This is a genomic window from Paraburkholderia sp. D15, assembly GCF_029910215.1.
Taxonomy (GTDB): domain Bacteria; phylum Pseudomonadota; class Gammaproteobacteria; order Burkholderiales; family Burkholderiaceae; genus Paraburkholderia.
Genome location: NZ_CP110396.1, coordinates 2,716,209 through 2,737,999, shown reverse-complemented (window position 1 = coordinate 2,737,999; position 21,791 = coordinate 2,716,209). Strand labels below are relative to the sequence as shown.

Sequence of the window (21,791 nt, the reverse complement as noted above, 5' to 3'; positions counted from 1 at the left end):
ACGCATAGCCCCGCATTCGCGCAAACCTTGGGTGTAAGCCTTGTATCACCCGCCCAGCCGCAATTTGACGATTTTTTTCAGCAAAGTGCCATAAGAATCGCGCGCTTACGCGATTCCCGCGCCCGGCAAGCGTTAAATCCGAATCACAATCCGTTGCAATTTCAGTGCTTTAGCGCGGCGCACGGAGAAGCCGGCCGGCTTTTTTACTATGTTATGGTGGATTGCCTGAAAGAACGGCAAGCGCTCCCGGCGCGGCCTGACGCAAAAGAATTGGGGAGAATAAAAATATGAAATTTCGCCATATTGCAACAGCCGCGCTGCTCGCCGCGGCCACGTGCACCGCCTCGGCCGCCGCCGACAGCGCCTGCGCGACGCTGGTCGGCGGCTCCGGCGCAACCCCGCCGCAAGGCTTTCGGGTACGTAACGGCGAACCGGTCGATCTGGTCGGCAATGGCAAAACCGTGCACGGCACGCTACTCGTATTCGGCGATAACGGCCTGTTTCGCGCCTATTGGCAACCGGAAAACAGCCCCGAGAAATATGTGCTCGCCAATGCCGGCGTCGATACGATCCGCCTCGTCTCCACACCGCCGCAAGGCACGCCGGCACAAAACGACGAACCCGGCACGACGCTGGCGCCGCAACGCGTGTTGTCGTGTCCGGCCCTGTAAAGTCTTCTAATGCCGTTAAAACCCGCCAAATTGAATCGATATGCATTAATCGGGCGACGGCAGAAATGACTTCCGATGCGCATTCGGCAGGTCGGAGTTACCGCATTTTCAGCGACCGCACTATTGCGCGATTTATTTCCCGATTAATCGCCCTCAAGGTCGCCGGACCCCTGCCGATATACAAAGCTGCGTGCGCGGCGCAAACGTTAAAAGGACGGGAATGGTTCGGCTAGCCAGATTCAGGGAAGCGCTATCGGTCGCGGAAAGCGACCCGGAGCTCGTGCGCTCGCAGCTTCAGGCGTTCGGCCGACAGATCCCGTTGCTGTACTTCATGGTGCTGGTCAACACGCTGGCCGTCGCGGTCACGCACGTGAACAGCGCGCCGGCCTGGCTCGCCGTCTATGCGCCGTCCGCGCTGAGCGCGCTGTGCGTGGTCCGGTGCATCCGCTGGTGGCGAGCGCGTAACCACGTGCTGACGCACGAGAAGGCCGTACCCGAACTGCGCAAGCTGATCTGGCTCGCCGCATTCTTCAGCATTGCGTTCAGCGCCTGGTCGCTGCTGCTGTTTCCGTACGGCGGCGCTTACGAGCAGGCGCAGGTCGCGTTCTACATGGCGACCTCGGTGGTCGGCTGCGTGTTCTGCCTGATGCATCTGCGCGCGGCCGCGCTGCTGGTGCTGTCCATCGTGATCCTAAGCTTTGCGACTTTTCTGGTGGCCACGGGCTCGCCCGTGTTCATCGCGATGGCGATCGATATGACGCTGGTCGGCGTCGCGCTCGCCTTCATCATCGAACGTTATTACCGCAGTTTTACCAGCGTGGTGCACGCGCAAAGCGAATTGCTGGCCAGCCAGCAGAATACGCAGCGTTTGAGCGACGACAACTTCCGGCTCGCGAGCATCGACAGCCTGACCGATCTGCCCAACCGGCGCAGCTTTTTCGCGTCGCTGCGCGCGCTGTCCGAACAGGCGCTCAGCAGCGGCGCCGGCGGCTTCAACGTGGGGCTGATCGATCTGGACGGCTTCAAGCAGGTCAACGATATCTACGGTCACGCGAGCGGCGACCTCGTCTTGCAGGAAGTGGGACTGCGTCTGCTGAAGCTCGCCGAACCCGGCATCTTCTTCGCGCGGCTCGGCGGCGACGAATTCGGCGTGCTCGCGCAACACAAGCTGTCGAATCAAACCCTGGTCGAACTCGGCGAGCGCATCTGCGCGGCGCTGAGCGAGCCGTATCGGGTGGCGGGCAATGTCGCCGAACTGTCGGGCACGATCGGCTGGGCCGCGTTTCCCGAAGCCGGCACCACGGTCGCGCAGGTCTTCGAGCGCGCCGATGCCGCGCTGTACGTCGGCAAGGAAAGCCGGCGCGGCACGCCGGTGATTTTCTCGACCGAACACGAGACGCGGATTCGCCGTTCGAGTCTCGTCACGCAGGAGTTGCGTCACGCCGATCTCGAAGCCGAACTGTTCCTGGAGTTTCAACCGATCTACGACGTGATCACGCAACGCGCGATCGGCCTCGAAGCGCTCGGGCGCTGGCACAACGCGCGGCTCGGCGCGGTCAAGCCGGAGGAATTCATCCGCATCGCCGAGCGCACCGAGCTGATTCTGCGCGTGACCGAGGTGCTGCTGCACAAGGCGCTCGACGAGGTCGCGCGCTGGCCCGAGGAACTGTTCCTGTCGTTCAACCTGTCCGCGATCGACATCTGTACGTCGGCGCGCGCGCGTCGCTTGATCGATATCGTGCAGGCGAGCGGCGTGCCGCCGCATCGCGTGTCGTTCGAGATCACGGAGACCGCTGTGACGCGCGACTTCGAACAGGCGCGCTGTTCGCTGACGATGATCAAGAAAGCCGGCTGCCGCGTATCGCTCGACGACTTCGGCACCGGCTATTCGAGTCTGAGCTACGTGCACCGGCTGCCGTTCGATACGATCAAGATCGACCGCAGTTTCATGACGGATGTGGACACCAACAGCGCGTCGAAGAAGATCGTCAAGTCGGTGCTCGACCTGTGCCGCAATCTGGGCTTGGAATGCGTGGTCGAAGGGCTGGAGACGTCGTCGCAGGCGGCGGCGGTGACCGCGCTCGGCGCGCGCGCGGTGCAGGGCTACCTGTTCAGCCGGCCGATGCGGGCGAGCGCCGTCGCTGGGTATCTACAGACGGCGCTCGGGCAGAATTACGTGGTCACGGGGCAGGCGGTTTGACGGCGTGGTGGGTTTGACGGCGTGGTGGGTTTGACGCCCAGGGTCTAACCCACCGCGGCCGCATACTCCAACTGCGGATACCAGTCCGTGCCCCGCCCGCCAGGCGTCGTATCGAGAATCGTCCAGAGCGGCATCAGGTCGGGCGCGCCGCGCGGGTCCTGACCCGGATCGGCGGTCGACGGTCCCATCTCCGCGCCCCAGAAATGCCGCACGGTGCCATCGGCGGCGCGCGTGAAAACGTTCAGCGCGGGATTGTCGTACCCGTCGGGATCTTCGGCCGCGTAATCGCGGTTGAAGGTGTTGCAACCCGACGAATACAGCCGCAGATACCGCCAGCCCCGCTCCTCCTTGAACGCGACCAGCCTCTCGATCGGCGCGCGGCCGATCACCGCGAACGCCACGCGTTGCAGGATGTCGGGCATTTCGCCGTCGTAGGCGCTCAGCAGCGACGTGCACATCGGACACGGCCGTTCGCGGCGCGGACCGAACATCCAGTTGTAGGTGACGAGCGTATCGTACGCGCCGAACATGCCGGACAGCGTGACCGGTCCGGCCTCGCCGACGAAACGATAGTCCTCGGGTACGACGCCGCCCGGCGGCAACGCGCGGCGCTGCGCGGCAACCCGTTCGATATGACGGCGCAGTTCGATTTCCTCCGCCAGCAGATCGTTGCGCGCGCTACGATACGCGGCGCTTTCGTTCGGAAAGCGCGGCGGCGACACGGCGAGTTCGCGGGCCGGTTTCAGCGTTGGTGTGGATGCGTTGGCGCCGTTGGTGTTGTTCGGGTCGGTCATCAGCCATCTCCTTGCGGGTAAAGGGTCGGGGCAGCGTTGCGATAGGGCCGGGAATGCGGCCGGGAATGCGGCCGGAAATGCGGCCCGAAACGAGGCCCGAAACGAGGCCCGAAACCAGGCCGAAAAGCAGCCGCATGCGCGAATGCACGCCCTATACGAGGACGACGAATATCGCGCGCGCGAATCGACAGCACGGCCGGATTATTTTTTGTCATCACTGTCGGCAAGCCGCTTTCGCGTGAATGCCACGCACGTATCGAGCCAACCGCGCGCAAGGTATCCTTCAGCCCTGAAACCGCCCGCGCACCGCGCCGTTCCCGAGGATGCACCATGCCGCTTCGTCTACCGCCGCTACCGGCGCTTCGCCTGTTCGAAGCTGCCGGCCGGCACCAGAGCTTCAAACTCGCCGCCGCCGAATTGCACGTCACGCCGAGCGCGGTCAGCCATAGCATCGTCGGCCTGGAAGAAGCGCTCGGCGTGCAACTGTTCGTGCGCGAGCCGCGCGGCATTTCGCTGACCGCGACGGGCGCGGACTACCTCTCCTATGTATCCGAGGCGTTTTCGCTGATCGCGATCGGCACGCAGCGTCTGCCGAACCATCGCGCCAACCGGCCGATCGCGCTGAGCTGCGCGCCGACCTTCGCGTCGCGCTGGCTGCTGCCGCGCCTCGCCGGGTTCCGCGCGCAGTGGCCGAACGTGAACGTGAGCGTGGATACCTCGCATCGCCAGGTGGGCTTTCCGGTCGACGGGTTCGATTTCGCCATCCGGATGAGCCGCTCGCCGGTGGCCGGCGCGGCCTGGACGCGCCTGTTCGGCGAACGCCTGGTGCCGGTATGCAGTCCCGCCTATCGCGACAGTCTGCGCGACGCGAACGACCGGTGCGATCTCGCGCGCGCGACGCTGATACACGTGAATGCCGCGAGCGAGGACTGGCAGGCGTGGCTCGATGCGACCGGCGTCGAGGGAATCGGGACCGACGACGGTCTGCGCGTCGACACGATCCAGCTTGCCTTCGAAGCGGCCGGCATGGGGCTCGGCGTCGCGCTCGGCCGCCGGCCGCTGGTGGATTCCGATCTCGCGAGCGGCGCGCTGGTCGAGGCGCGTGACCAGACGGTGGCCTCGACCACCGCTTACTGGCTCGTCAGCGCGGACAATACCGAGCGCCGACCGGAGCTGTTCGACTTCCGGCGCTGGCTCGTCGAGGAGGCCCAGCAGTTCGACGCGCAGACGACGACGGCGTGAAAGATCGATGTCCGCGCAACCAGTCAGGTGAGCGGCACTCATCTGTCGTCGAAATCTTTTCTTTTGCCGCCGGCGCTGCGCGCTGCGACCATGATGCCAAAGGAGATCCGCATCATGTCCACCATTCACCGCCGGCGCTTCGCGACAGCCTTCACGCCGACGACGCTCGTCATCCTCGCCGGTGCGCTGGTGCTCAGCGCCGCGATGGGCATCCGTCAGACCTTCGGTTTGTTCATCGGCCCGTTTTCCTTCGACCGTGGTTGGCCGGTCACGCAGATCGCGCTGGCCATCGCGCTGCATAACCTGGTATGGGGTTTCGCGCAGCCGTTCGCGGGCGCCGCCGCCGATCGGCACGGCTCGACGCCGGTGGTCGCGTTCGGCGCGATCACGTTTGCCGCTGGACTCGGGCTCGCCGCGATCGCGCCGAGCGGCGCCGTGCTGATCGTCGGCATGGGGCTGCTGGTCGGCATCGGCGTGAGTTGCACGACGTTCGGCGTGGTGCTGCCCGCGGTCGGCCGTATCGCCACGCCGCAACAGCGCAGCATGGCGATGGGTCTGGTCAGCGCCGGCGGCTCGGTCGGACAGGTATTGATGGTGCCGTTTGCGCAAAGCGTGCGCCTGAGCGCGGGCATTGCCGCGTCGCTGTTCGCCATGGCCGTGCTGATGCTGCTGACCGCGCCGCTCGGCAAGGTGCTCGACCGGCGCGGCGACGCCGGCGGCCGCGCGAATACCGACCTCGCCGCCCCTGCACCGCAAGCGGATACGCGGCATGTCGAGCCGCTGCGTGACGTGCTACGTATCGCACTACGCCATCGCGGCTACCGGCTCCTGACGCTCGGCTTCTTCACCTGCGGCTTTCAGCTCGCGTTCATCGCCACGCATCTGCCCGAATATCTGACGCTGTGTCACATGCCTATCGGGCTCGGCGCGACCGCGCTTGCATTGATCGGCCTGTTCAACATGGCAGGCAGTTGGGCATGCGGCTGGCTCGGCGGACGGTACCGGCAGCATCACGTGCTCGGCTGGCTGTATGTGATCCGCAGCGTGACGATCGGCGCGTTCTTCATCCTGCCGAAGACGTCTTTCTCCGTGGTCGTGTTCGCCGCGGTGATGGGGCTCACCTGGCTCGGCACCGTGCCGCTCACCAGCGGCCTCGTCGCGAAAGTGTTCGGCACGCGGCATCTGGGCACCCTGTTCGGCGTCTGTTTTTTCAGTCATCAGATCGGCTCGTTTCTCGGCGCGTGGCTCGGCGGCCTCGTGTTCGATCTGACCGGCTCGTATTCGCTGCTGTGGGAAGCGACCGTGGTGGCCGGTCTGCTGGCCGCGTTGCTGCATTTTCCGATCGACGACCGCGCGCTCGGCGTGGCCGCGCCGCGCGTCGAACCGGTGGCTGCGTGAACGGACGAGCCATATCGACGTCCGCGCGCCTGGCTGCATAGCCCAGCCCGAGCAGCACGGGCAAGCCGCGCCCCTTGCTCCGCGCGGCCGGCGCAACGTGCCGGCGGCGCGAAGCCGCTGCCACTGTCACTGCTCCCCTCGCAGCACCCCTCGCAGCACCCTTTTCCCACCTGTGCTTAAATTCCCCTCTCAGGGTGCCACGCGCGCGTCACGCGCTGCCGGGTACACTGCACGCCGCCGCGCGGCCTCCCATGTGCGCGGCGCACTCACGGCCCGCCACGCGGGCGCGGCCGTTCACCTTCCTTCACTGCAATTCGAGGAGCGCGGTCGTGTGGCATTTTCCGGTGGCGATTCCCGCCTCGCTCGGCGTCTGGGCTGTCTTCACGAGCGTGCTGGTCACGCAGCTCGGCCTGCCCATCCCCGCCGCGCCGATGCTGATTCTCGGCGGCACGATGGCGGCGATGGGACAGACCTCGTACGCGAGCGTCGTGTTCGCCGCGGTGGCCGCCACGCTGATCGCCGACTCGCTGTGGTTCTTCACCGGCCGCGCCTATGGGCGGCGTCTGCTGAACTATCTGGTGCGTTTCTCGTTGTCGCTCGACACCACGGTGCGCATCGCGCGTAACACGTACGAACGCCATGGCGCGCCGATTCTCGCGGTCGCCAAATTCCTGCCGGGACTCGGCCTGATTTCCGCGCCGCTGCTCGGCACGACCGCGATCAACGTCAGCGTGTTTCTGCTGTGGGACGTGATCGGCGCGACGCTGTGGGCGAGCGTATGGACGATCGGCGGCGCGGCGCTGCACGAGCAGATCGTGCAGTTCATGCTTTTCGTGCGGCACAACGGCGGCACGATCGTCGATACTTTCGTGGCGATCTTCGTGATCGCGCTGCTGTATCGCTGGCTGCGCCGCATGCAGTTTCGCCGTTGGCTCGCGCATACGCGTATCTCGCCGGATCAACTCGACGAGCTGATGAAGTCGAACGAACCGCCGCTGATTTTCGACGCCCGGCCGCGCAGCGTGCGCGTGAGGGAGTCGCACCGGATCGCCGGCGCGCTGCCGCTCGATCTCGACTCGCCGGACCCGATCGATCCCGAACTGCTGAAGCGGCCGATCGTCGTGTATTGCGTGTGTCCGAACGAGGCGACCGCCAAGCGCATCGTCGATCAGTTGCATCGCAAGAATATTCACCATATCCGCGCGCTCAAGGGCGGGCTCGACGCGTGGGAAAAACGCGGTTACCCGGTCGAGCCGCTGCCGCCCGATTTCAATACCGCGAAGGCGCACCTGCTCGAAGACGAAGGCGAGGAAGGGGAATACACGGTTCGGGCCCGCCTCGCTGAATAAGCGTGGCGTTCCCGTCTTCCGTTCAAGCGCGCATCGCATTGCCAGGGCGGCGTCAGCCCGGACGATTTTCATCGATGGGCCAGGCGCCGGCCTTAGCGGTACGGCGGTAGCGCGATACGGAATCGCGCGCGAGGTTACGCGGCTCGTATCGCTCCCACCTTGCGTTGCCGCCACAAGCACAACAGATCGCACGCGATATGCGCGGCGGCAATCGCCGTGATCTCGCTCTGATCGTAAGCGGGTGCGACTTCCACCACATCGGCGCCCACCAGGTTCAATGCGCCGAGCCCGCGCACGATCGCGAGCCCCTGCGCCGACGACAAGCCACCGGCCACCGGCGTGCCCGTCCCCGGCGCGAACGCCGGATCGAGACAATCGATATCGAACGTCAGATACGCGGGACGTTCCCCCACGATCGACACGATCCGCTCCACCGCCGCCCGCGTGCCGTGCTCGTGGACCCACGCGGCGTCGAGAATATTGAGGCCCATGAAGTCGTCGTTCCACGTGCGGATGCCGACCTGCACCGAGGTCTTCGGATCGATCAAGCCTTCCTTGACCGCCTTGTAGAACATCGACCCATGATTCAGGCTGTCGGGGTTATCGTCGGCCCACGTATCGCAGTGCGCGTCGAAATGGATCAAGGACAGCGGCTTGCCGTACTTTTCCGCATGCGCGATCAGCAGCGGATACGTGATGTAGTGATCGCCGCCGAGCGTGAGCATCTTCGCGTCCGAACGCAGGATCGTGCGCGCGTGCTCGACGATCGCCGGCTTGATGGTCAACGGATTGTGCGCGTCGAACCAGCAGTCGCCGTAGTCGGTCACGGCGAGATCGTCGAACGGATTGAAGCCCCACGGGTACGGGTGCAATTCGGATAACTGCACGCTTGCCGCGCGCACGGCGGCCGGACCGAGCCGCGCGCCCGAGCGGAACGTGGTGGCGAGATCGAGCGGCACGCCGGACACGACGACGTCGACGCCGTCGAGTTCACGCGTGTACTTGCGGCGCATGAACGACAGCACGCCCGCATAGGTATTTTCGATCGACGAGCCATAAAGCGACGAACGGCGGATCGCGCCGTCGCCATAGACGAGTTCAGTCATGGATGACCTGACACCTGATAAAACACCGGCGCCGCGCGCGGCGCCTGCTGGTTGTGCGCGCAACAGCCGGTTCCGGATTCATTGGGAACGCGGCGGCGTGCCTCATTCGCACGCCGCCGCGCTGGCTTGCGAATCCTTTAGCGCAGCCGCACCAGCGTGGACTTCAGCTCGGTGTACTTCTCCAGCGCGTGCAAAGACTTGTCGCGGCCGTTGCCCGATTGCTTGTAACCGCCGAAGGGGAAGTTCATGTCGCCGCCTTCGTCGTAGCAATTCACCCACACGGTGCCGGCGCGCAGTTTGCGCGACACCTCGTGCGCGGTCGTGAGGTTCGACGTCCAGACCGCGGCGGCGAGACCGTACTCGCTGTCGTTGGCGATACGGATCGCTTCGTCCACGGTATCGAACGTGATCACCGACAACACCGGTCCGAAGATTTCCTCGCGCGCGATCTTCGCGCCGCTCGGGGGAATCTCGAAGATGGTCGGCTCGATATAGAAGCCGCCCGTCTCCTCCTGCACGCGCGCGCCGCCGAGCAGCAGCTTCGCTTCCGCACGGCCCGCTTCGATATAGCCGAGCACGCGTTCGAGCTGCACCTTGTCGACGATCGCGCCCATCGACGTTTTCGGGTCGAGCGGATTGCCCGGCGTATAGCTGCGCGCGGCGGCGATCAGCTTGTCGAGGAACGCATCCTTGATGTCGCGATGCACGAGCAGCCGCGAACCGGCCGTGCACATCTCGCCCATGTTGTAGAAGATCGCGCCGGCCGCCGCGTTCGCCGCGCGGTCCAGGTCCGGACAATCGGGCATCACGATGTTCGGCGACTTGCCGCCAAGTTCGAGCCACACGCGTTTCAGATTCGACTGTCCCGCGTACTGCATGATCAACTTGCCGACGTTGGTCGACCCGGTAAACGCGAGGCAGTCGACGTCTTCATGCAACGCCAGCAGCTTGCCCGGTTCGCCCGCGCCCGGCACGACGTTGAACACGCCGGCGGGAATGCCGGCGTCCAGCGCGAGTTGCGCGAGACGGATCGCGGTCAGCGGCGACTTCTCCGACGGCTTGAGCACCACGCTATTGCCGGCCGCGAGCGCGGGACCGAACTTCCACGACGCCATCAGAATGGGGAAATTCCACGGCACGACCGCTGCCACCACGCCGATCGGCTCACGCGTGACGAGGCCGACCAGATGATGATCGGCCGGCGCGACTTCGCCGCCGACCTTATCGATCGCTTCGGCGAACCATTCGACGCAATACGCGGCGCCGGGCACGTCCACCGAGGTGGTGTCGGCGATCGGCTTGCCGGCGTCCAGCGTTTCGAGCAGCGCGAGCTCGTCCATGTGTTCGCGGATCGATGCGGCCCAACGCAACAGCACCGCCTTTCGTTGACGCGGATTCAATCCGGACCACACGCCCGAATCGAACGCCGCGCGCGCGGACGCGACCGCCGCATCGACGTCCGCCGCGCTACTGTCGGCGACTTTCGCGAGCAGCTTGCCGTCGATCGGGCTCAGGCAGTCGAACGTGCGACCGCCGGCGGCGTCACGGTATTCGCCGCCGATGAACGCGCGTCCTTCGATAGAAAGCGACGCGGCCTTGTCTTGCCAGAAAGCGAGAGATTTCTTGTCCATCAGGATGCCTCAATGTTATGCGCTCGACGCAGACCGGCATCGACTTCATGCGTCATTGAACTGCGGCGCGGCGCGTTGGCGCGGAGTCTTCAGAACGTGGGCGGCGAATTGGCCGACACGATCTCGCAGAGATGCTCCGCGCTGGGATTGCGAAAACGGTGCGGTAGACGGCTTTCGAAGTAGTAGCTGTCGCCGGGATCGAGCAGCCACGTGACGCCGTCCACCGTCAGTTCGATCTGACCGCGTACCACCACGCCGCCCTCGTGCCCCGCGTGCTCCAGCATTTCCGGTCCGGTATCCGACAGCGGCTGGTAGACCTCGCGCAGGATGCCCATGTTGCGATCCTTGACGCTCGCCCCCGCCAGATAGAACTCGATCGATTCGTTGCCGAGATTCGGCATGTCCGCGCGCCGCGACACGACCGAGCGTTCCACTTCGACCTCGAAGGTGAAGAACTCGGCGAGACTCATCGGTATGCATTCGAGCAGCTTCTTCAGCGAACCGACCGACGGGCTCACGCGGTTCTGTTCGATCAGCGAGATCGTTCCGTTGGTCACCCCCGCCCGTTTCGCCAGTTCACGCTGAGACAGGCCATGCTTCTTGCGGATGTATTGCAGACGGGTTGCTACTTCTATCGACATCGCCTGGTTCTCTGACATAGGGACGAACATGAGGGACGAACATAAGGGCACGAAAACGGACCGGCCGGCGCGCGTGATCTCGACCAACGCCGCCCGCGAGTGTTGAATATTCTAATCACTTTAATCTTCGCGCCGCTGGGGAAAACCCCTGAAAGGCATCCGAAATATGATCAGCGCAACGAACGTTCCCATTGGGCGGGATTCTAGCCGGACCTTGGGGAAAGCCCTGATAAATCTTTTCTAAAAATGATTTGACGGCATTATTGGCTCGTATATGCTGGTTCACAGGCGATCGTCATACCAGCGTCACGCACTCCGAACCGGGGTTTTGCGGCGCAGCGAAATCACTTCGCAGCGGTACGAGACGATCATCCCAGCGTCCTGTTTCTTTAAACGCCTCGTGCGGATTTCGAGCAGGCCGTTCAATACTTTCAACGTCGCCAGTCGAGTGTAATCGTGAGAGTCCGAGGCCCTTTGGTGAGATGGAATCGTAGTCAGGCGAGTTGTCCTCGCGCTGACGGCGCCATCGCCGACGGCAGCAACGGCAGCCTTGCGTTCCGCCGCTTCCTGTCCGTCTTCACGATCCTGTCCCGCCGTTCCGTTCGACGTCACAACTCCATCTCCGCGCGCGCCTTCATTGCCGTTCGCACGGACGAAGTCGCCTCGCTGCTGCCGTAGCGCCTCCCCCTTTTTCGTCGTTCGATTTGTTCCGTTTGCGTGCGCTCGCGCGAATGTGCTCGTCCAGGCCATTCGCTCGCGCTTGAGCGGTGCCGTCTGCCGCCTGTACGGCCTGTACGTTGCGTGCATTCACGCGATTGCGCAGCGCAGCGAAACGAATCGAACGACCCATCCGATGATCACGCGCGGCGCGCTCCCCGCTTGGCGAACGCCTGCATCACGCTAGTGGCTTGACGCTTCGCGTCCGGCCGCGGAATCGTGCCGCGCTGTGTTTAACGTTGTTCATGCCGCGTTTCGCGGGGAACACACACGTCTATCTGTTATGCGAAACAAACCTCTCGTCGGTATCAGCGCCGACAGAACGATGATGGGAGTCCACCCATCGCATGTGGTCGGCGAGAAGTACATCGCCGCGATCGTCGACGGCTCGCAGGCGCTCGCCATGCTGCTGCCGGCGCTCGGCGAACGTCAGTCCGCCGCCGATATCCTGGCGACGGTCGACGGCCTGCTCTTCACCGGCAGCTATTCGAACGTCGAGCCGCACCGTTACGGCGGCCATGCGAGCGCGCCCGGCACCCTGCACGACGCCGCACGCGACGCGACGACATTGCCGCTGCTGCGCGCGGCGATCGCCGCCGGCGTGCCGGTACTGGCGGTGTGCCGGGGCTTCCAGGAAATGAACGTGGTGTTTGGCGGAACGTTGCATCAAAGCGTTCACGCGGTGGCCGGGCTGAACGACCATCGCGAGAACAAGGAAGACGACCTCGACGTGCAATACGCACCGTCGCATTCGATCGCGTTGACCCAGGGCGGCATGCTGCAGCGCCTCGCCGGCGGCGCGAACGAGGCACGCGTGAATTCGTTGCACGGCCAGGGCGTCGAGCGGCTGGGCGCCGGCCTCACGGCCGAAGCCATGGCGCCGGACGGCCTGATCGAAGCAGTGAGCGTGACGGATGCGCGCGCTTTCGCGCTGGGTGTGCAATGGCACCCGGAATGGAAGCATGCGAACGACGCGCTATCCACCGCGATCTTTCGCGCGTTCGGCGACGCCTGCCGCGATCGAATGCGCACCAGGACCGGCCAGGGCGCGGCATCCACCGCCGCCACACATGCCTGAGCCGGTCGCGCACCAAAACAGAGAGAATAAACATGCATGACATCGACGAATTTCTGAAGCAGAACCGCGTCACCGAGATCGAGGCGATCATTCCGGATATGGCCGGGATCGCACGCGGCAAGATCATTCCCCGCAGCAAGTTCGAATCCGGCGAGTCCATGCGCCTGCCGCAGGCGGTGATGATCCAGACCGTCACGGGAGACTATCCGGAAGACGGCACGCTCACCGGCGTCACCGATCCGGACATGGTCTGCGTTCCCGACGCCAGCACCATCCGCATGATTCCGTGGGCCGTCGATCCGACCGCCCAGGTGATTCACGATTGCGTTCACTTCGACGGCACGCCGGTCGCGATCTCGCCGCGCCGCGTGTTGCGCCACGTGCTCGAACTCTACAAGGCCAAGGGCTGGACGCCCGTCATCGCGCCGGAACTGGAGTTCTATCTGGTCGATATGAACAAGGACCCGGATCTGCCGCTGCAACCGCCGATCGGCCGCACGGGCCGCCCGGAAACCGGACGTCAGGCGTATTCGATCGAAGCGGTCAACGAATTCGATCCGTTGTTCGAAGACATCTACGAGTACTGCGAGGTGCAGGAGCTGGAAGTCGACACGCTGATCCACGAAGTCGGCGCCGCGCAGATGGAAATCAACTTCATGCACGGCGATCCGCTGAAACTCGCCGACAGCGTGTTCCTGTTCAAGCGCACCGTGCGTGAAGCCGCGCTGCGCCACAAGATGTACGCGACCTTCATGGCCAAGCCGATGGAAGGCGAACCCGGCTCGGCCATGCACATGCATCAAAGCCTCATCGACGAGGAAACCGGCCACAACCTGTTCACCGGCGCGGACGGCAAGCCGACCTCGCTGTTCACCGGCTATATCGCGGGCTTGCAGAAATACACGCCCGCGCTGATGCCGATCTTCGCGCCGTACATCAACTCGTATCGCCGGCTGTCGCGTTTCATGGCCGCGCCGATCAACGTCGCGTGGGGTTACGACAACCGCACGGTGGGTTTCCGTATTCCGCATTCCGGACCGGCCGCGCGCCGCATCGAGAACCGCATTCCGGGCGTGGACTGCAATCCGTATCTGGCGATCGCCGCCACGCTCGCGGCCGGCTATCTCGGCATGACGCAGAAACTCGAAGCCACCGAGCCGCTGCTCAGCGACGGTTACGAATTGCCGTATCAGTTGCCGCGCAATCTCGAGGAAGGCCTGACCTTGATGGGCGCCTGCGAACCGATCGCCGAAGTGCTCGGCGAGAAATTCGTGAAGGCTTACCTCGCGCTGAAGGAAACCGAATACGAAGCGTTTTTCCGCGTGATCAGTTCGTGGGAACGCCGGCATTTGCTGCTGCACGTCTAAGGTCTTTTAACGTTTTCAAGATCCCGGCAACGCAGACATAGCCTGCAAATGCAAACAAACAGGAGGCAGTATGAGCTTTAGAACAGAAGAAGTCGCTTACGTGCAACCGGCCGTTCTGCCGGCCGCCGGCGCGCAATCGGCGCAAGCCACGCAGCGCAGCACCGCCGAATACCGCGCGCTCGACGCCGCGCATCACATCCATCCGTTTTCGGACATGGGCTCGCTCAACCGCAGCGGCAGCCGCGTGATCGTGAAGGCGGAAGGCGTGTACCTGTGGGACTCGGAAGGCAACAAGGTGATCGACGGCATGGCCGGTCTGTGGTGCGTGAACGTCGGTTATGGCCGCAAGGAACTCGCCGACGCCGCGTACCGGCAGATGCAGGAACTGCCGTACTACAACACGTTCTTCAAGACCACTCACCCGCCGGTGATCGAACTGTCGGCGCTGCTCGCCGAACTCGCGCCGGCGCCGTTCAATCACTTCTTCTACTGCAATAGCGGTTCGGAAGGCAACGACACCGTGCTGCGCATCGTCCATCAATACTGGGCGACGCAGGGCAAGCATTCGAAGAAGTTCGTCATCTCGCGCAAGAACGGTTATCACGGTTCGACGATCGCGGGCGGCACGCTCGGCGGCATGGGTTATATGCATGAGCAGATGCCCTCGAAGGTCGAGAACATCGTGCATATCGACCAGCCGTATTTCTTCGGCGAAGCGCAAGGCAACCTGACGCCGGAAGAATTCGCGCTGGCCCGCGCGCAGCAACTCGAAGCGAAGATTCTCGAAATCGGCGCGGACAACGTCGCGGCGTTTATCGGTGAGCCTTTCCAGGGAGCGGGCGGCGTGATCTTCCCGGCTTCCACGTACTGGCCGGAAATTCAGCGCATCTGCCGCAAGTACGACATTCTGCTGGTCGCCGACGAAGTGATCGGCGGTTTCGGCCGCACCGGCGAATGGTTCGCGCATCAGCACTTCGGCTTCGAGCCGGATCTGATCACGCTCGCGAAGGGTCTGACGAGCGGCTACGTGCCGATGGGCGCGGTCGGTCTGCACGACCGCGTGGCGAAAGCGATCATCGAAAACGGCGACTTCAATCACGGCCTCACGTACTCCGGCCATCCGGTCGCGGCGGCCGTGGCCATCGCCAATCTGAAACTGCTGCGCGACGAGAAGATCGTCGAGCGCGTCAAAACCGACACCGGTCCGTACTTCCAGAAGAAGCTGCGCGACACCTTCGCCGATCACCCGATCGTCGGTGAAATCTCCGGTGCCGGACTGGTGGCCGGCCTGCAACTCGCGCAGGACCCGAAAGCGCGCAAGCGCTTCGCCAATGGCGGTGACGTCGGCACGATCTGCCGCGACTTCTGCTTCAACGGCAACCTGATCATGCGTGCCACCGGCGACCGGATGCTGCTGTCGCCGCCGCTGGTCATCAATAAGCTGGAAATAGACGAGATCGTCTCGAAGGCCAAAAAAGCCATCGATGCGACCGCACAACAACTCGGCATTTCGTAACGGCAGTCCGTTCCGGCATGGGCACCCACAACTCACGCTCATGCCGGTCCTTCACATCAAGGGAAAAAACCATGAGCGTTAGTCATCTTCGTCATGCGGTCGCGGGGGCCGCGCTTCTCGCCTTCACCGGCTTTGCGGCGCTGTCCGTCACGCCGGCCCTTGCGGCCGACACCGAACTGAATGTGTATAACTGGTCGGACTACATCGCGAAGGACACGATTCCAAACTTCGAGAAGCAGGACGGCATCAAGGTCAAGTACGACAACTACGACAGCGACGATACGTTGCAGGCGAAACTGCTCGCGGGCAGCTCCGGCTACGACATCGTGGTGCCGACGTCGAACTACATGGCCAAGCAGATTCAGGCCGGCGTGTACCAGAAACTCGACAAGTCGAAGCTGCCTAACCTCGCGAATCTCGATCCCGTGTTGATGAAGATGATCGCCGACGCCGATCCGGGCAATCAGTACGGCGTGCCCTGGGCGTACGGCACGGACGGTATCGGCTACAACGTGCAGGCCGTCAAGAAGGCGCTCGGCGACAACGCGCCGGTGGATAGCTGGGCGCTGGTGTTCGATCCCGCCAATCTGTCGAAGCTGAAGGGCTGCGGCGTGTCGTTCCTCGATCAGGCCGTCGACGTGTTCGCCGCCACGCTGCAATACATGCACAAGGACCCGAACAGCACGAACCCCGCGGATTATCAGGCCGCATTCGAAGTGCTGAAGAAAGTCCGCCCGTACATCACGCAATTCAATTCGTCGGGCTACATCAACGACCTCGCCAACAACGACGTGTGCGTCGCGGTGGGCTGGTCGGGCGACGTGGGCATTGCAAGCCGCCGCACCGAGGAAGCGAAGCGTTCGTATCAGATCAAGTTCTCGAACGTGAAGGAAGGCGGTCTGCTGTGGTTCGACGTGATGGTGGTGCCGAAGGACGCGCCGCATCCGGAAGCGGCGATGAAGTGGATCAACTACATCTCCGATCCGAAGGTCAACGCGGCGATCACCAACGAAGTGTTCTATCCGACCGCGAACAAGGCCGCGCGCCAGTTCGTGACGCCGGCGGTCGCTCAGGACAAGACCGTTTATCCGGGCGACGAAGTACTCAGCAAAATGACGCTGATGAAACCCATGCCGACCGATATTCTGCGCCTCGAAAACCGTCTTTGGGCGCAGCTTAAAACCGGTCATTAATTGCAACCTTCGATATAAAACCGCGATCCCGCGCTCAGGGATCGCTCGAACCCTGAGCGCACGAATGGCAGTAACGGCAGTCAGCCTGCGCGTTCTCTAACGCCCTACCCGCGCGCAGTCCCATGTTTTCCGATCGCAGCGTACGTTGCGAGACGCTTCCCACGTCTCGCAGGGAGACACTTGCGCTCGCGATTTGCAAGGAATTGGTTACATCATGAACTCGACGACTTCAACAAGCGCAGCCGGCGCCACCCAGATGGCCCGCCCCGCGGTAGCGACTAAATCGAAACCGGATGAATTCGTCCGCATCGAAAATGTCGTGAAAAAATTCGGCGACAGCACCGCTGTCGATAACGTCAATCTCAGCATCGCGAAGAACGAACTGTTCGCGCTGCTCGGCAGTTCCGGCTGCGGCAAGTCCACGCTTCTGCGCATGCTCGCGGGGCTGGAGACCATCACGTCCGGGCGGATTTTCGTCGACGGCGAAGATCTCGCCGCGATGCCGCCGTACAAGCGGCCGGTCAACATGATGTTCCAGTCGTACGCGCTGTTCCCGCACATGAGCGTGGAGGCGAACATCGCCTTCGGTCTGAAGCAGGAAGGCACGCCGAAGAACGAGATCAAGGAACGCGTCGCCGATGCGCTGAATCTCGTGCAGATGAGCAAGTACGCGCAGCGCAAGCCGCATCAACTGTCAGGCGGTCAGCAGCAGCGTGTGGCGCTCGCCCGTTCGCTGGTCAAGCGCCCCAAGCTGCTGCTGCTCGACGAACCGATGTCGGCGCTGGATAAGAAGATCCGCCAGAAGACCCAGCTCGAACTGGTGAACATCATCGAGAAGGTCGATGTGACCTGCGTGATGGTCACGCACGATCAGGAAGAAGCGATGACGATGGCCGGCCGCCTCGCGGTGATGAGCGAAGGCCGCATCGTGCAGATCGGCTCGCCGAGCCAGGTGTACGAGTTTCCGAACAGCCGCTTCTCGGCGGAGTTCATCGGTTCGACGAATCTGTTCGAAGGCACGGTGGTGGCGGACGAACCGGACCACATCTTCGTCGAGAGCGAAGACCTCGAATCGCGCATTTACGTGAGCCACGGCATTACCGGGCCACTCGGCATGCCAGTGGGTATCTCGGTGCGCCCGGAACGCGTGAAGGTATCGCTCGACAAGCCATCGACGCCGCACAACTGGGCGCGCGGCGTGGTCTCCGACGTCGCCTACATGGGCAGCTATTCGCTGTACCACGTGCGTCTGCCGAGCGGCAAGACCGTGGTGTCGAATCTCTCCAGCTCGCATCTGATGAGCGAAGGTGCGCCGTCCTATAACGACGACGTGTTCGTCTACTGGTCGCCGGCTAGCGGCGTGGTGCTGACGCAATGAGCAATCCCACTACCTCCTCTCCCGTGGCGCTCGATGCGCCGTCCGGCAGCCGCGCGTCCGGCGCGCTGAAACGACGTCTCGCGATGCTGGTGCCGTCCGGGCGCAGCACCGTGATCGGCGTGCCGTTCCTGTGGCTCACGGTGTTCTTCGCATTGCCGTTCGTGCTGGTGCTGAAGATCAGTTTCGCCGACTTGCGCCTGGGTATTCCGCCGTACACCGATCTGATGACGATCAAGGACGGCATGGTGCATTTCGCGATCCAGCTCGGGCACTACGCGTTCCTGCTGCAGGACGATCTGTACGTCGCTACCTACATCAGCTCGCTGAAGATGGCCGCCGTGTCGACCTTCTTCTGCCTGCTGATCGGCTATCCGATCGCGTACTACATCGCGCGTTCGGAGCCGGCCAAACGCAACCTGCTGATGATGGGCGTGATGCTGCCGTTCTGGACTTCGTTCCTGATTCGCGTGTACGCATGGATCGGCATTCTGAAGGACGACGGTCTGCTCAATCACACGCTGATGGCGATCGGCATGATCCATTCGCCGCTGCGCCTTTATCACACGGATATCGGCGTGTACATCGGCATGGTCTATTCGTACCTGCCGTTCATGGTGATGCCGCTGTACGCGCATCTGGTGAAGATGGATCTGACGCTGCTCGAAGCGGCCTACGACCTCGGCTGCAAACCATGGACCGCATTCACGCGCATCACGCTGCCGCTGTCGAAGAACGGCATCATCGCCGGCAGTCTGCTGGTGTTCATTCCGGCGGTCGGCGAATACGTGATTCCGGAACTGCTCGGCGGCGCCGACACGCTGATGATCGGCCGTGTGATGTGGGATGAATTCTTCAACGACATGGACTGGCCGATGGCGTCCGCCGTCACGGTCGCGATGGTGTTGCTGCTGCTCGTGCCGATGGCCGTGTTCCAGTACTACCAGGTCAAGGAACTGGAGGGCGCGAAATGATCAAGCCTAATAGAACGCTTTCCAACGGCGTGCTGACGTTCGGGTTTCTGTTTCTGTATATCCCGATCATCAGCCTCATCGTGTACTCGTTCAACGAGTCGAAGCTCGTCACCGTCTGGTCCGGCTTTTCGCTCAAGTGGTACGGCGCGCTGCTGCACGACGACGAATTGCTGAACGCCGCGTGGCTGTCGCTGAAGATCGGTCTGCTGACCGCGTGCGCGTCGGTGGTGATCGGCACGTGGGCCGGCTTCGTGCTGGCGCGCTTCGGACGCTTTCGCGGCTTCACGCTGTTCGCCGGCATGATCAACGCGCCGCTGGTGATCCCCGAGGTGATTCAGGGCATCTCGCTGCTGCTGCTGTTCGTCGCGCTGGAGCAGATGCTGGGTTGGCCGAAGGGCCGCGGGCTCTTCACGATCTGGATCGGCCACGTGATGCTGTGCGTGTCCTACGTGGCGATCATCGTGCAGTCGCGTGTCAAGGAACTCAACAAGTCCCTCGAGGAAGCCGCGCTCGATCTCGGCGCGACGCCGTTCAAGGTGTTCTTCCTGATCACGCTGCCGCTGATCTCGCAGGCGCTGATGTCCGGCTGGCTGCTGTCGTTCACGCTCTCCTTCGACGATCTGGTGTTGTCCGCCTTCCTCTCCGGTCCCGGTTCGACGACGCTGCCGCTGGTGGTGTTCTCGCGGGTGCGCCTTGGCCTGAATCCGGAAATGAATGCACTTGCAACGATCTTCATCAGCACGGTGACGATCGGCGTGATTGCGGTGAACCGCTGGATGCAGTTGCGCGAACGCAAGCGCAACCGCGACATGCAGCAGGCGTTCGCCCTCGCTGACGCCGCCGACCCCTTACCGTCCGCACCACAACAAGCCGCCGTACGTAAGTCGCTCGATACGGCTCGCGCCTGAAAAGAAGTCCTTTTGCAATACGACCAATAAGGAGAATTTGCATGAGAAAGAAGCTCATCTGTCTTTTGGTGGCGGGCAGTCTGCCCGGCATGGCCATGGCCGACGCCACCAGCGACCAGATCAAGGCGCTCCAGGCGCAGCTCAACGCGCTGCAGAAGGAAGTGAAGCAGTTGCGCGCGGAAGTCGCGACCAGGCCGAAGACGGCGGCGGTCGCGGCCCCCGCGCCGGTGGTGGTCGCGGCGCCCGTGGATGTGTCCTCGCCGGACTACGGCAAGGCGCCCGCCGCGCTGAGCAACGACGACGTCACCGCGATGAAGCAGCAGATCGCCAATCAGCAGTTGAAGGTGGATTCGCTCGAGGACGCGGCGCAGACCGGGCCGATCGCGGGTCTCTCGGTGACAGGTTATATCGATCCGACTTACCTGTATAACCGCGCGCAGAGCAGCTCGTCGTTCCTGTTCGCGAACCACGAGAGCAGCTACAACTACTTCAACAGCACGTTCGGCGATCTGTACCTCGACATCAAGAAGACCTTCGGTGTCGGGCCGATGGCGCCGTCGGCGGAAATCACGCTGATGCCGAACCGCGGCAACGGCATCACGCTGCTGCAGAATTCGCACGGCGATATCGGCAACAACATTCTGAACACGGCGGTGATCAACGTCCCGTTGACGGCGACCACGACCCTCGTGACCGGTTTGATTCCGAGTTTCGGCGGCTATGAAGTCCAGCAGTCGAATCAGATGCTGACGCTCACGCACAACCTGCTGTACGACTTCTCGGACCCGGGCAGCTACGTCGGGATCGGCGCGAACTACACGACCGGCAACTGGGCGTGGAAGTTCTTCCTCGGCAACGAGCAGTACCGCACGTACGGCGCGACGACGCAGATCGGCACCAACTCGTTCGGCGATCCGATCACCACCAGCAACAAGATTCCGACCTTCACCGCGCGGACCGACTACACGTGGTCGAGCGCGCTGGATGTGGGCGGCTCGTTCAACATCGGCCGCCAGACGCTGTCGAGCGCGATCGACCCGGCCACGGGCACGGTCCGCTACGGCGTGGGCGGACAATCGCCGAGCGCGGGCGGCACGTTCTTCTTCGGCGAAGCCGACCTGACCTACACCACCAACGATATCCAGTACAACGCCGAAGTCGACTACGGCCAGCAGCAGAACGCGGCCTTCAACGGCGGTCAGGCGCAGTGGTACGGTCTGTCGCTGCTCGCGCACCGCAAGTTCACGATGCCGGTGGTGGGCCGCATGGGCGCGACCCTGCGCTACGACCTGCTGGTGGACAGCAAGAATGGCGGCGGCGGTGGCGGCATCGCGCTGAACTCGAACGGGATGGATACGTCGAACGGCTTCGGTATCGGCGCGGACTGTCTCGCGGCGTCGCAGGCCAACGGCGGTCTCGGCTTCGAGTGCAAGGGCGCGACCCGTCAGGACGTGTCGCTCGATCTGCTGTTCTATCCGACCCAGCAGATCACGGTCAAGGTGGAATACCGCCACGACTGGGCCAATAAACAGGTGTTCCTGAAGAACGACGGCTCGTACGGCAAGTCCAACGATCTGCTCGCGACGCAGTTCATCTACTCGTTCTAAACCGCTCTGTCCTCGCGCGTGGTT

General features: G+C 63.4%; 18 protein-coding genes. 13 read left to right on the top strand and 5 right to left on the bottom strand.

Going from position 1 to position 21,791, the window contains the following annotated elements; translation table 11 throughout:
• The first annotated feature begins 287 nt into the window (after nucleotides 1-287).
• Nucleotides 288-671, top strand: coding sequence for a hypothetical protein (locus LFL96_RS32050; RefSeq protein ID WP_281001904.1), 384 nt, complete (start codon nucleotides 288-290; stop codon nucleotides 669-671).
• 220 nt (nucleotides 672-891) lie between these two features.
• Complete coding sequence (locus LFL96_RS32045; protein ID WP_281001903.1) at nucleotides 892-2,871, top strand: EAL domain-containing protein; 1,980 nt, start codon at nucleotides 892-894, stop codon at nucleotides 2,869-2,871.
• Nucleotides 2,872-2,915: 44 nt separating this feature from the next.
• Here LFL96_RS32045 and LFL96_RS32040 read toward each other — a convergent pair whose 3' ends face one another.
• Nucleotides 2,916-3,665 (bottom strand): DUF899 family protein, encoded by a 750-nt coding sequence (locus LFL96_RS32040; protein WP_281001902.1) that lies wholly within the window; start codon nucleotides 3,663-3,665, stop codon nucleotides 2,916-2,918.
• Nucleotides 3,666-3,995: 330 nt separating this feature from the next.
• On the opposite strand from LFL96_RS32040, the gene LFL96_RS32035 reads away from it, so the two are divergent.
• From LFL96_RS32035 to LFL96_RS32025, 3 genes are all read left to right on the top strand, one after another.
• Nucleotides 3,996-4,907 (top strand): LysR substrate-binding domain-containing protein, encoded by a 912-nt coding sequence (locus tag LFL96_RS32035; protein ID WP_281001901.1) that lies wholly within the window; start codon nucleotides 3,996-3,998, stop codon nucleotides 4,905-4,907.
• 114 nt (nucleotides 4,908-5,021) lie between these two features.
• Complete coding sequence (locus LFL96_RS32030) at nucleotides 5,022-6,305, top strand: MFS transporter (protein WP_281001900.1); 1,284 nt, start codon at nucleotides 5,022-5,024, stop codon at nucleotides 6,303-6,305.
• A 329-nt stretch (nucleotides 6,306-6,634) separates the two neighbouring features.
• The gene (locus LFL96_RS32025) at nucleotides 6,635-7,654 is read left to right on the top strand and encodes a VTT domain-containing protein (RefSeq protein ID WP_281001899.1); all 1,020 of its coding nucleotides are present in this window, start codon (nucleotides 6,635-6,637) and stop codon (nucleotides 7,652-7,654) included.
• 134 nt (nucleotides 7,655-7,788) lie between these two features.
• On the opposite strand, the gene speB is transcribed toward LFL96_RS32025, so the two are convergent.
• The 4 genes from speB to LFL96_RS32005 all read right to left on the bottom strand — a co-directional run bounded on the left by speB (nucleotide 7,789) and on the right by LFL96_RS32005 (nucleotide 11,782).
• Nucleotides 7,789-8,760, bottom strand: a complete 972-nt coding sequence (speB, locus tag LFL96_RS32020) for an agmatinase (RefSeq protein WP_281001898.1) — start codon at nucleotides 8,758-8,760, stop codon at nucleotides 7,789-7,791.
• 137 nt (nucleotides 8,761-8,897) lie between these two features.
• Nucleotides 8,898-10,391: an aldehyde dehydrogenase gene (locus LFL96_RS32015; RefSeq protein WP_281001897.1), complete on the bottom strand. Its 1,494-nt coding sequence runs from the start codon at nucleotides 10,389-10,391 to the stop codon at nucleotides 8,898-8,900.
• Between the two features lie 89 nt (nucleotides 10,392-10,480).
• Nucleotides 10,481-11,032, bottom strand: coding sequence for a cupin domain-containing protein (locus LFL96_RS32010; protein ID WP_281001896.1), 552 nt, complete (start codon nucleotides 11,030-11,032; stop codon nucleotides 10,481-10,483).
• Nucleotides 11,033-11,338: 306 nt separating this feature from the next.
• Nucleotides 11,339-11,782, bottom strand: a complete 444-nt coding sequence (locus LFL96_RS32005) for a hypothetical protein (protein WP_281003944.1) — start codon at nucleotides 11,780-11,782, stop codon at nucleotides 11,339-11,341.
• A 250-nt stretch (nucleotides 11,783-12,032) separates the two neighbouring features.
• On the opposite strand from LFL96_RS32005, the gene LFL96_RS32000 reads away from it, so the two are divergent.
• From LFL96_RS32000 to LFL96_RS31965, 8 genes are all read left to right on the top strand, one after another.
• A complete protein-coding gene (locus tag LFL96_RS32000; protein ID WP_281001895.1) occupies nucleotides 12,033-12,827 on the top strand; it encodes a gamma-glutamyl-gamma-aminobutyrate hydrolase family protein in 795 nt (264 codons plus the stop codon).
• Nucleotides 12,828-12,859: 32 nt separating this feature from the next.
• Nucleotides 12,860-14,194 (top strand): glutamine synthetase family protein, encoded by a 1,335-nt coding sequence (locus tag LFL96_RS31995; protein WP_281001894.1) that lies wholly within the window; start codon nucleotides 12,860-12,862, stop codon nucleotides 14,192-14,194.
• A 70-nt stretch (nucleotides 14,195-14,264) separates the two neighbouring features.
• Nucleotides 14,265-15,710 carry an aspartate aminotransferase family protein gene (locus LFL96_RS31990; RefSeq protein ID WP_281001893.1) on the top strand — a complete coding sequence of 482 codons (1,446 nt, stop codon included), beginning with the start codon at nucleotides 14,265-14,267 and terminating at the stop codon, nucleotides 15,708-15,710.
• 71 nt (nucleotides 15,711-15,781) lie between these two features.
• The gene (locus tag LFL96_RS31985) at nucleotides 15,782-16,903 is read left to right on the top strand and encodes a polyamine ABC transporter substrate-binding protein (RefSeq protein WP_281001892.1); all 1,122 of its coding nucleotides are present in this window, start codon (nucleotides 15,782-15,784) and stop codon (nucleotides 16,901-16,903) included.
• Between the two features lie 214 nt (nucleotides 16,904-17,117).
• On the top strand, nucleotides 17,118-18,281 hold the full coding sequence (gene potA / locus LFL96_RS31980) for a polyamine ABC transporter ATP-binding protein (RefSeq protein ID WP_281001891.1): 1,164 nt from the start codon (nucleotides 17,118-17,120) through the stop codon (nucleotides 18,279-18,281).
• Nucleotides 18,278-19,252, top strand: coding sequence for an ABC transporter permease subunit (locus LFL96_RS31975; protein ID WP_281001890.1), 975 nt, complete (start codon nucleotides 18,278-18,280; stop codon nucleotides 19,250-19,252). Before potA ends, LFL96_RS31975 begins: the two co-directional genes overlap by 4 nt.
• Entirely contained in the window at nucleotides 19,249-20,160 is a 912-nt protein-coding gene (locus LFL96_RS31970; protein ID WP_281001889.1) for an ABC transporter permease subunit, read from the top strand. The genes LFL96_RS31975 and LFL96_RS31970 overlap by 4 nt, the downstream gene beginning before the upstream one ends.
• 41 nt (nucleotides 20,161-20,201) lie before the next feature.
• Nucleotides 20,202-21,767, top strand: coding sequence for a DUF3138 family protein (locus LFL96_RS31965; protein ID WP_281001888.1), 1,566 nt, complete (start codon nucleotides 20,202-20,204; stop codon nucleotides 21,765-21,767).
• Nucleotides 21,768-21,791 lie beyond the last annotated feature (24 nt).

What these genes read in the sequence shown, in the direction of transcription:
- LFL96_RS32050 (WP_281001904.1), top strand. Translation starts at nt 288, where the DNA reads ATGAAATTTCGCCATATTGCAACAGCCGCGCTGCTCGCCGCGGCCACG.
- LFL96_RS32045 (WP_281001903.1), top strand. Translation starts at nt 892, where the DNA reads ATGGTTCGGCTAGCCAGATTCAGGGAAGCGCTATCGGTCGCGGAAAGC.
- LFL96_RS32040 (WP_281001902.1), bottom strand. Translation starts at nt 3,665, where the DNA reads ATGACCGACCCGAACAACACCAACGGCGCCAACGCATCCACACCAACG.
- LFL96_RS32035 (WP_281001901.1), top strand. Translation starts at nt 3,996, where the DNA reads ATGCCGCTTCGTCTACCGCCGCTACCGGCGCTTCGCCTGTTCGAAGCT.
- LFL96_RS32030 (WP_281001900.1), top strand. Translation starts at nt 5,022, where the DNA reads ATGTCCACCATTCACCGCCGGCGCTTCGCGACAGCCTTCACGCCGACG.
- speB (WP_281001898.1), bottom strand. Translation starts at nt 8,760, where the DNA reads ATGACTGAACTCGTCTATGGCGACGGCGCGATCCGCCGTTCGTCGCTT.
- LFL96_RS32015 (WP_281001897.1), bottom strand. Translation starts at nt 10,391, where the DNA reads ATGGACAAGAAATCTCTCGCTTTCTGGCAAGACAAGGCCGCGTCGCTT.
- LFL96_RS32010 (WP_281001896.1), bottom strand. Translation starts at nt 11,032, where the DNA reads ATGTCGATAGAAGTAGCAACCCGTCTGCAATACATCCGCAAGAAGCAT.
- LFL96_RS32005 (WP_281003944.1), bottom strand. Translation starts at nt 11,782, where the DNA reads ATGGCCTGGACGAGCACATTCGCGCGAGCGCACGCAAACGGAACAAAT.
- LFL96_RS32000 (WP_281001895.1), top strand. Translation starts at nt 12,033, where the DNA reads ATGCGAAACAAACCTCTCGTCGGTATCAGCGCCGACAGAACGATGATG.
- LFL96_RS31995 (WP_281001894.1), top strand. Translation starts at nt 12,860, where the DNA reads ATGCATGACATCGACGAATTTCTGAAGCAGAACCGCGTCACCGAGATC.
- LFL96_RS31990 (WP_281001893.1), top strand. Translation starts at nt 14,265, where the DNA reads ATGAGCTTTAGAACAGAAGAAGTCGCTTACGTGCAACCGGCCGTTCTG.
- LFL96_RS31985 (WP_281001892.1), top strand. Translation starts at nt 15,782, where the DNA reads ATGAGCGTTAGTCATCTTCGTCATGCGGTCGCGGGGGCCGCGCTTCTC.
- potA (WP_281001891.1), top strand. Translation starts at nt 17,118, where the DNA reads ATGAACTCGACGACTTCAACAAGCGCAGCCGGCGCCACCCAGATGGCC.
- LFL96_RS31975 (WP_281001890.1), top strand. Translation starts at nt 18,278, where the DNA reads ATGAGCAATCCCACTACCTCCTCTCCCGTGGCGCTCGATGCGCCGTCC.
- LFL96_RS31970 (WP_281001889.1), top strand. Translation starts at nt 19,249, where the DNA reads ATGATCAAGCCTAATAGAACGCTTTCCAACGGCGTGCTGACGTTCGGG.
- LFL96_RS31965 (WP_281001888.1), top strand. Translation starts at nt 20,202, where the DNA reads ATGAGAAAGAAGCTCATCTGTCTTTTGGTGGCGGGCAGTCTGCCCGGC.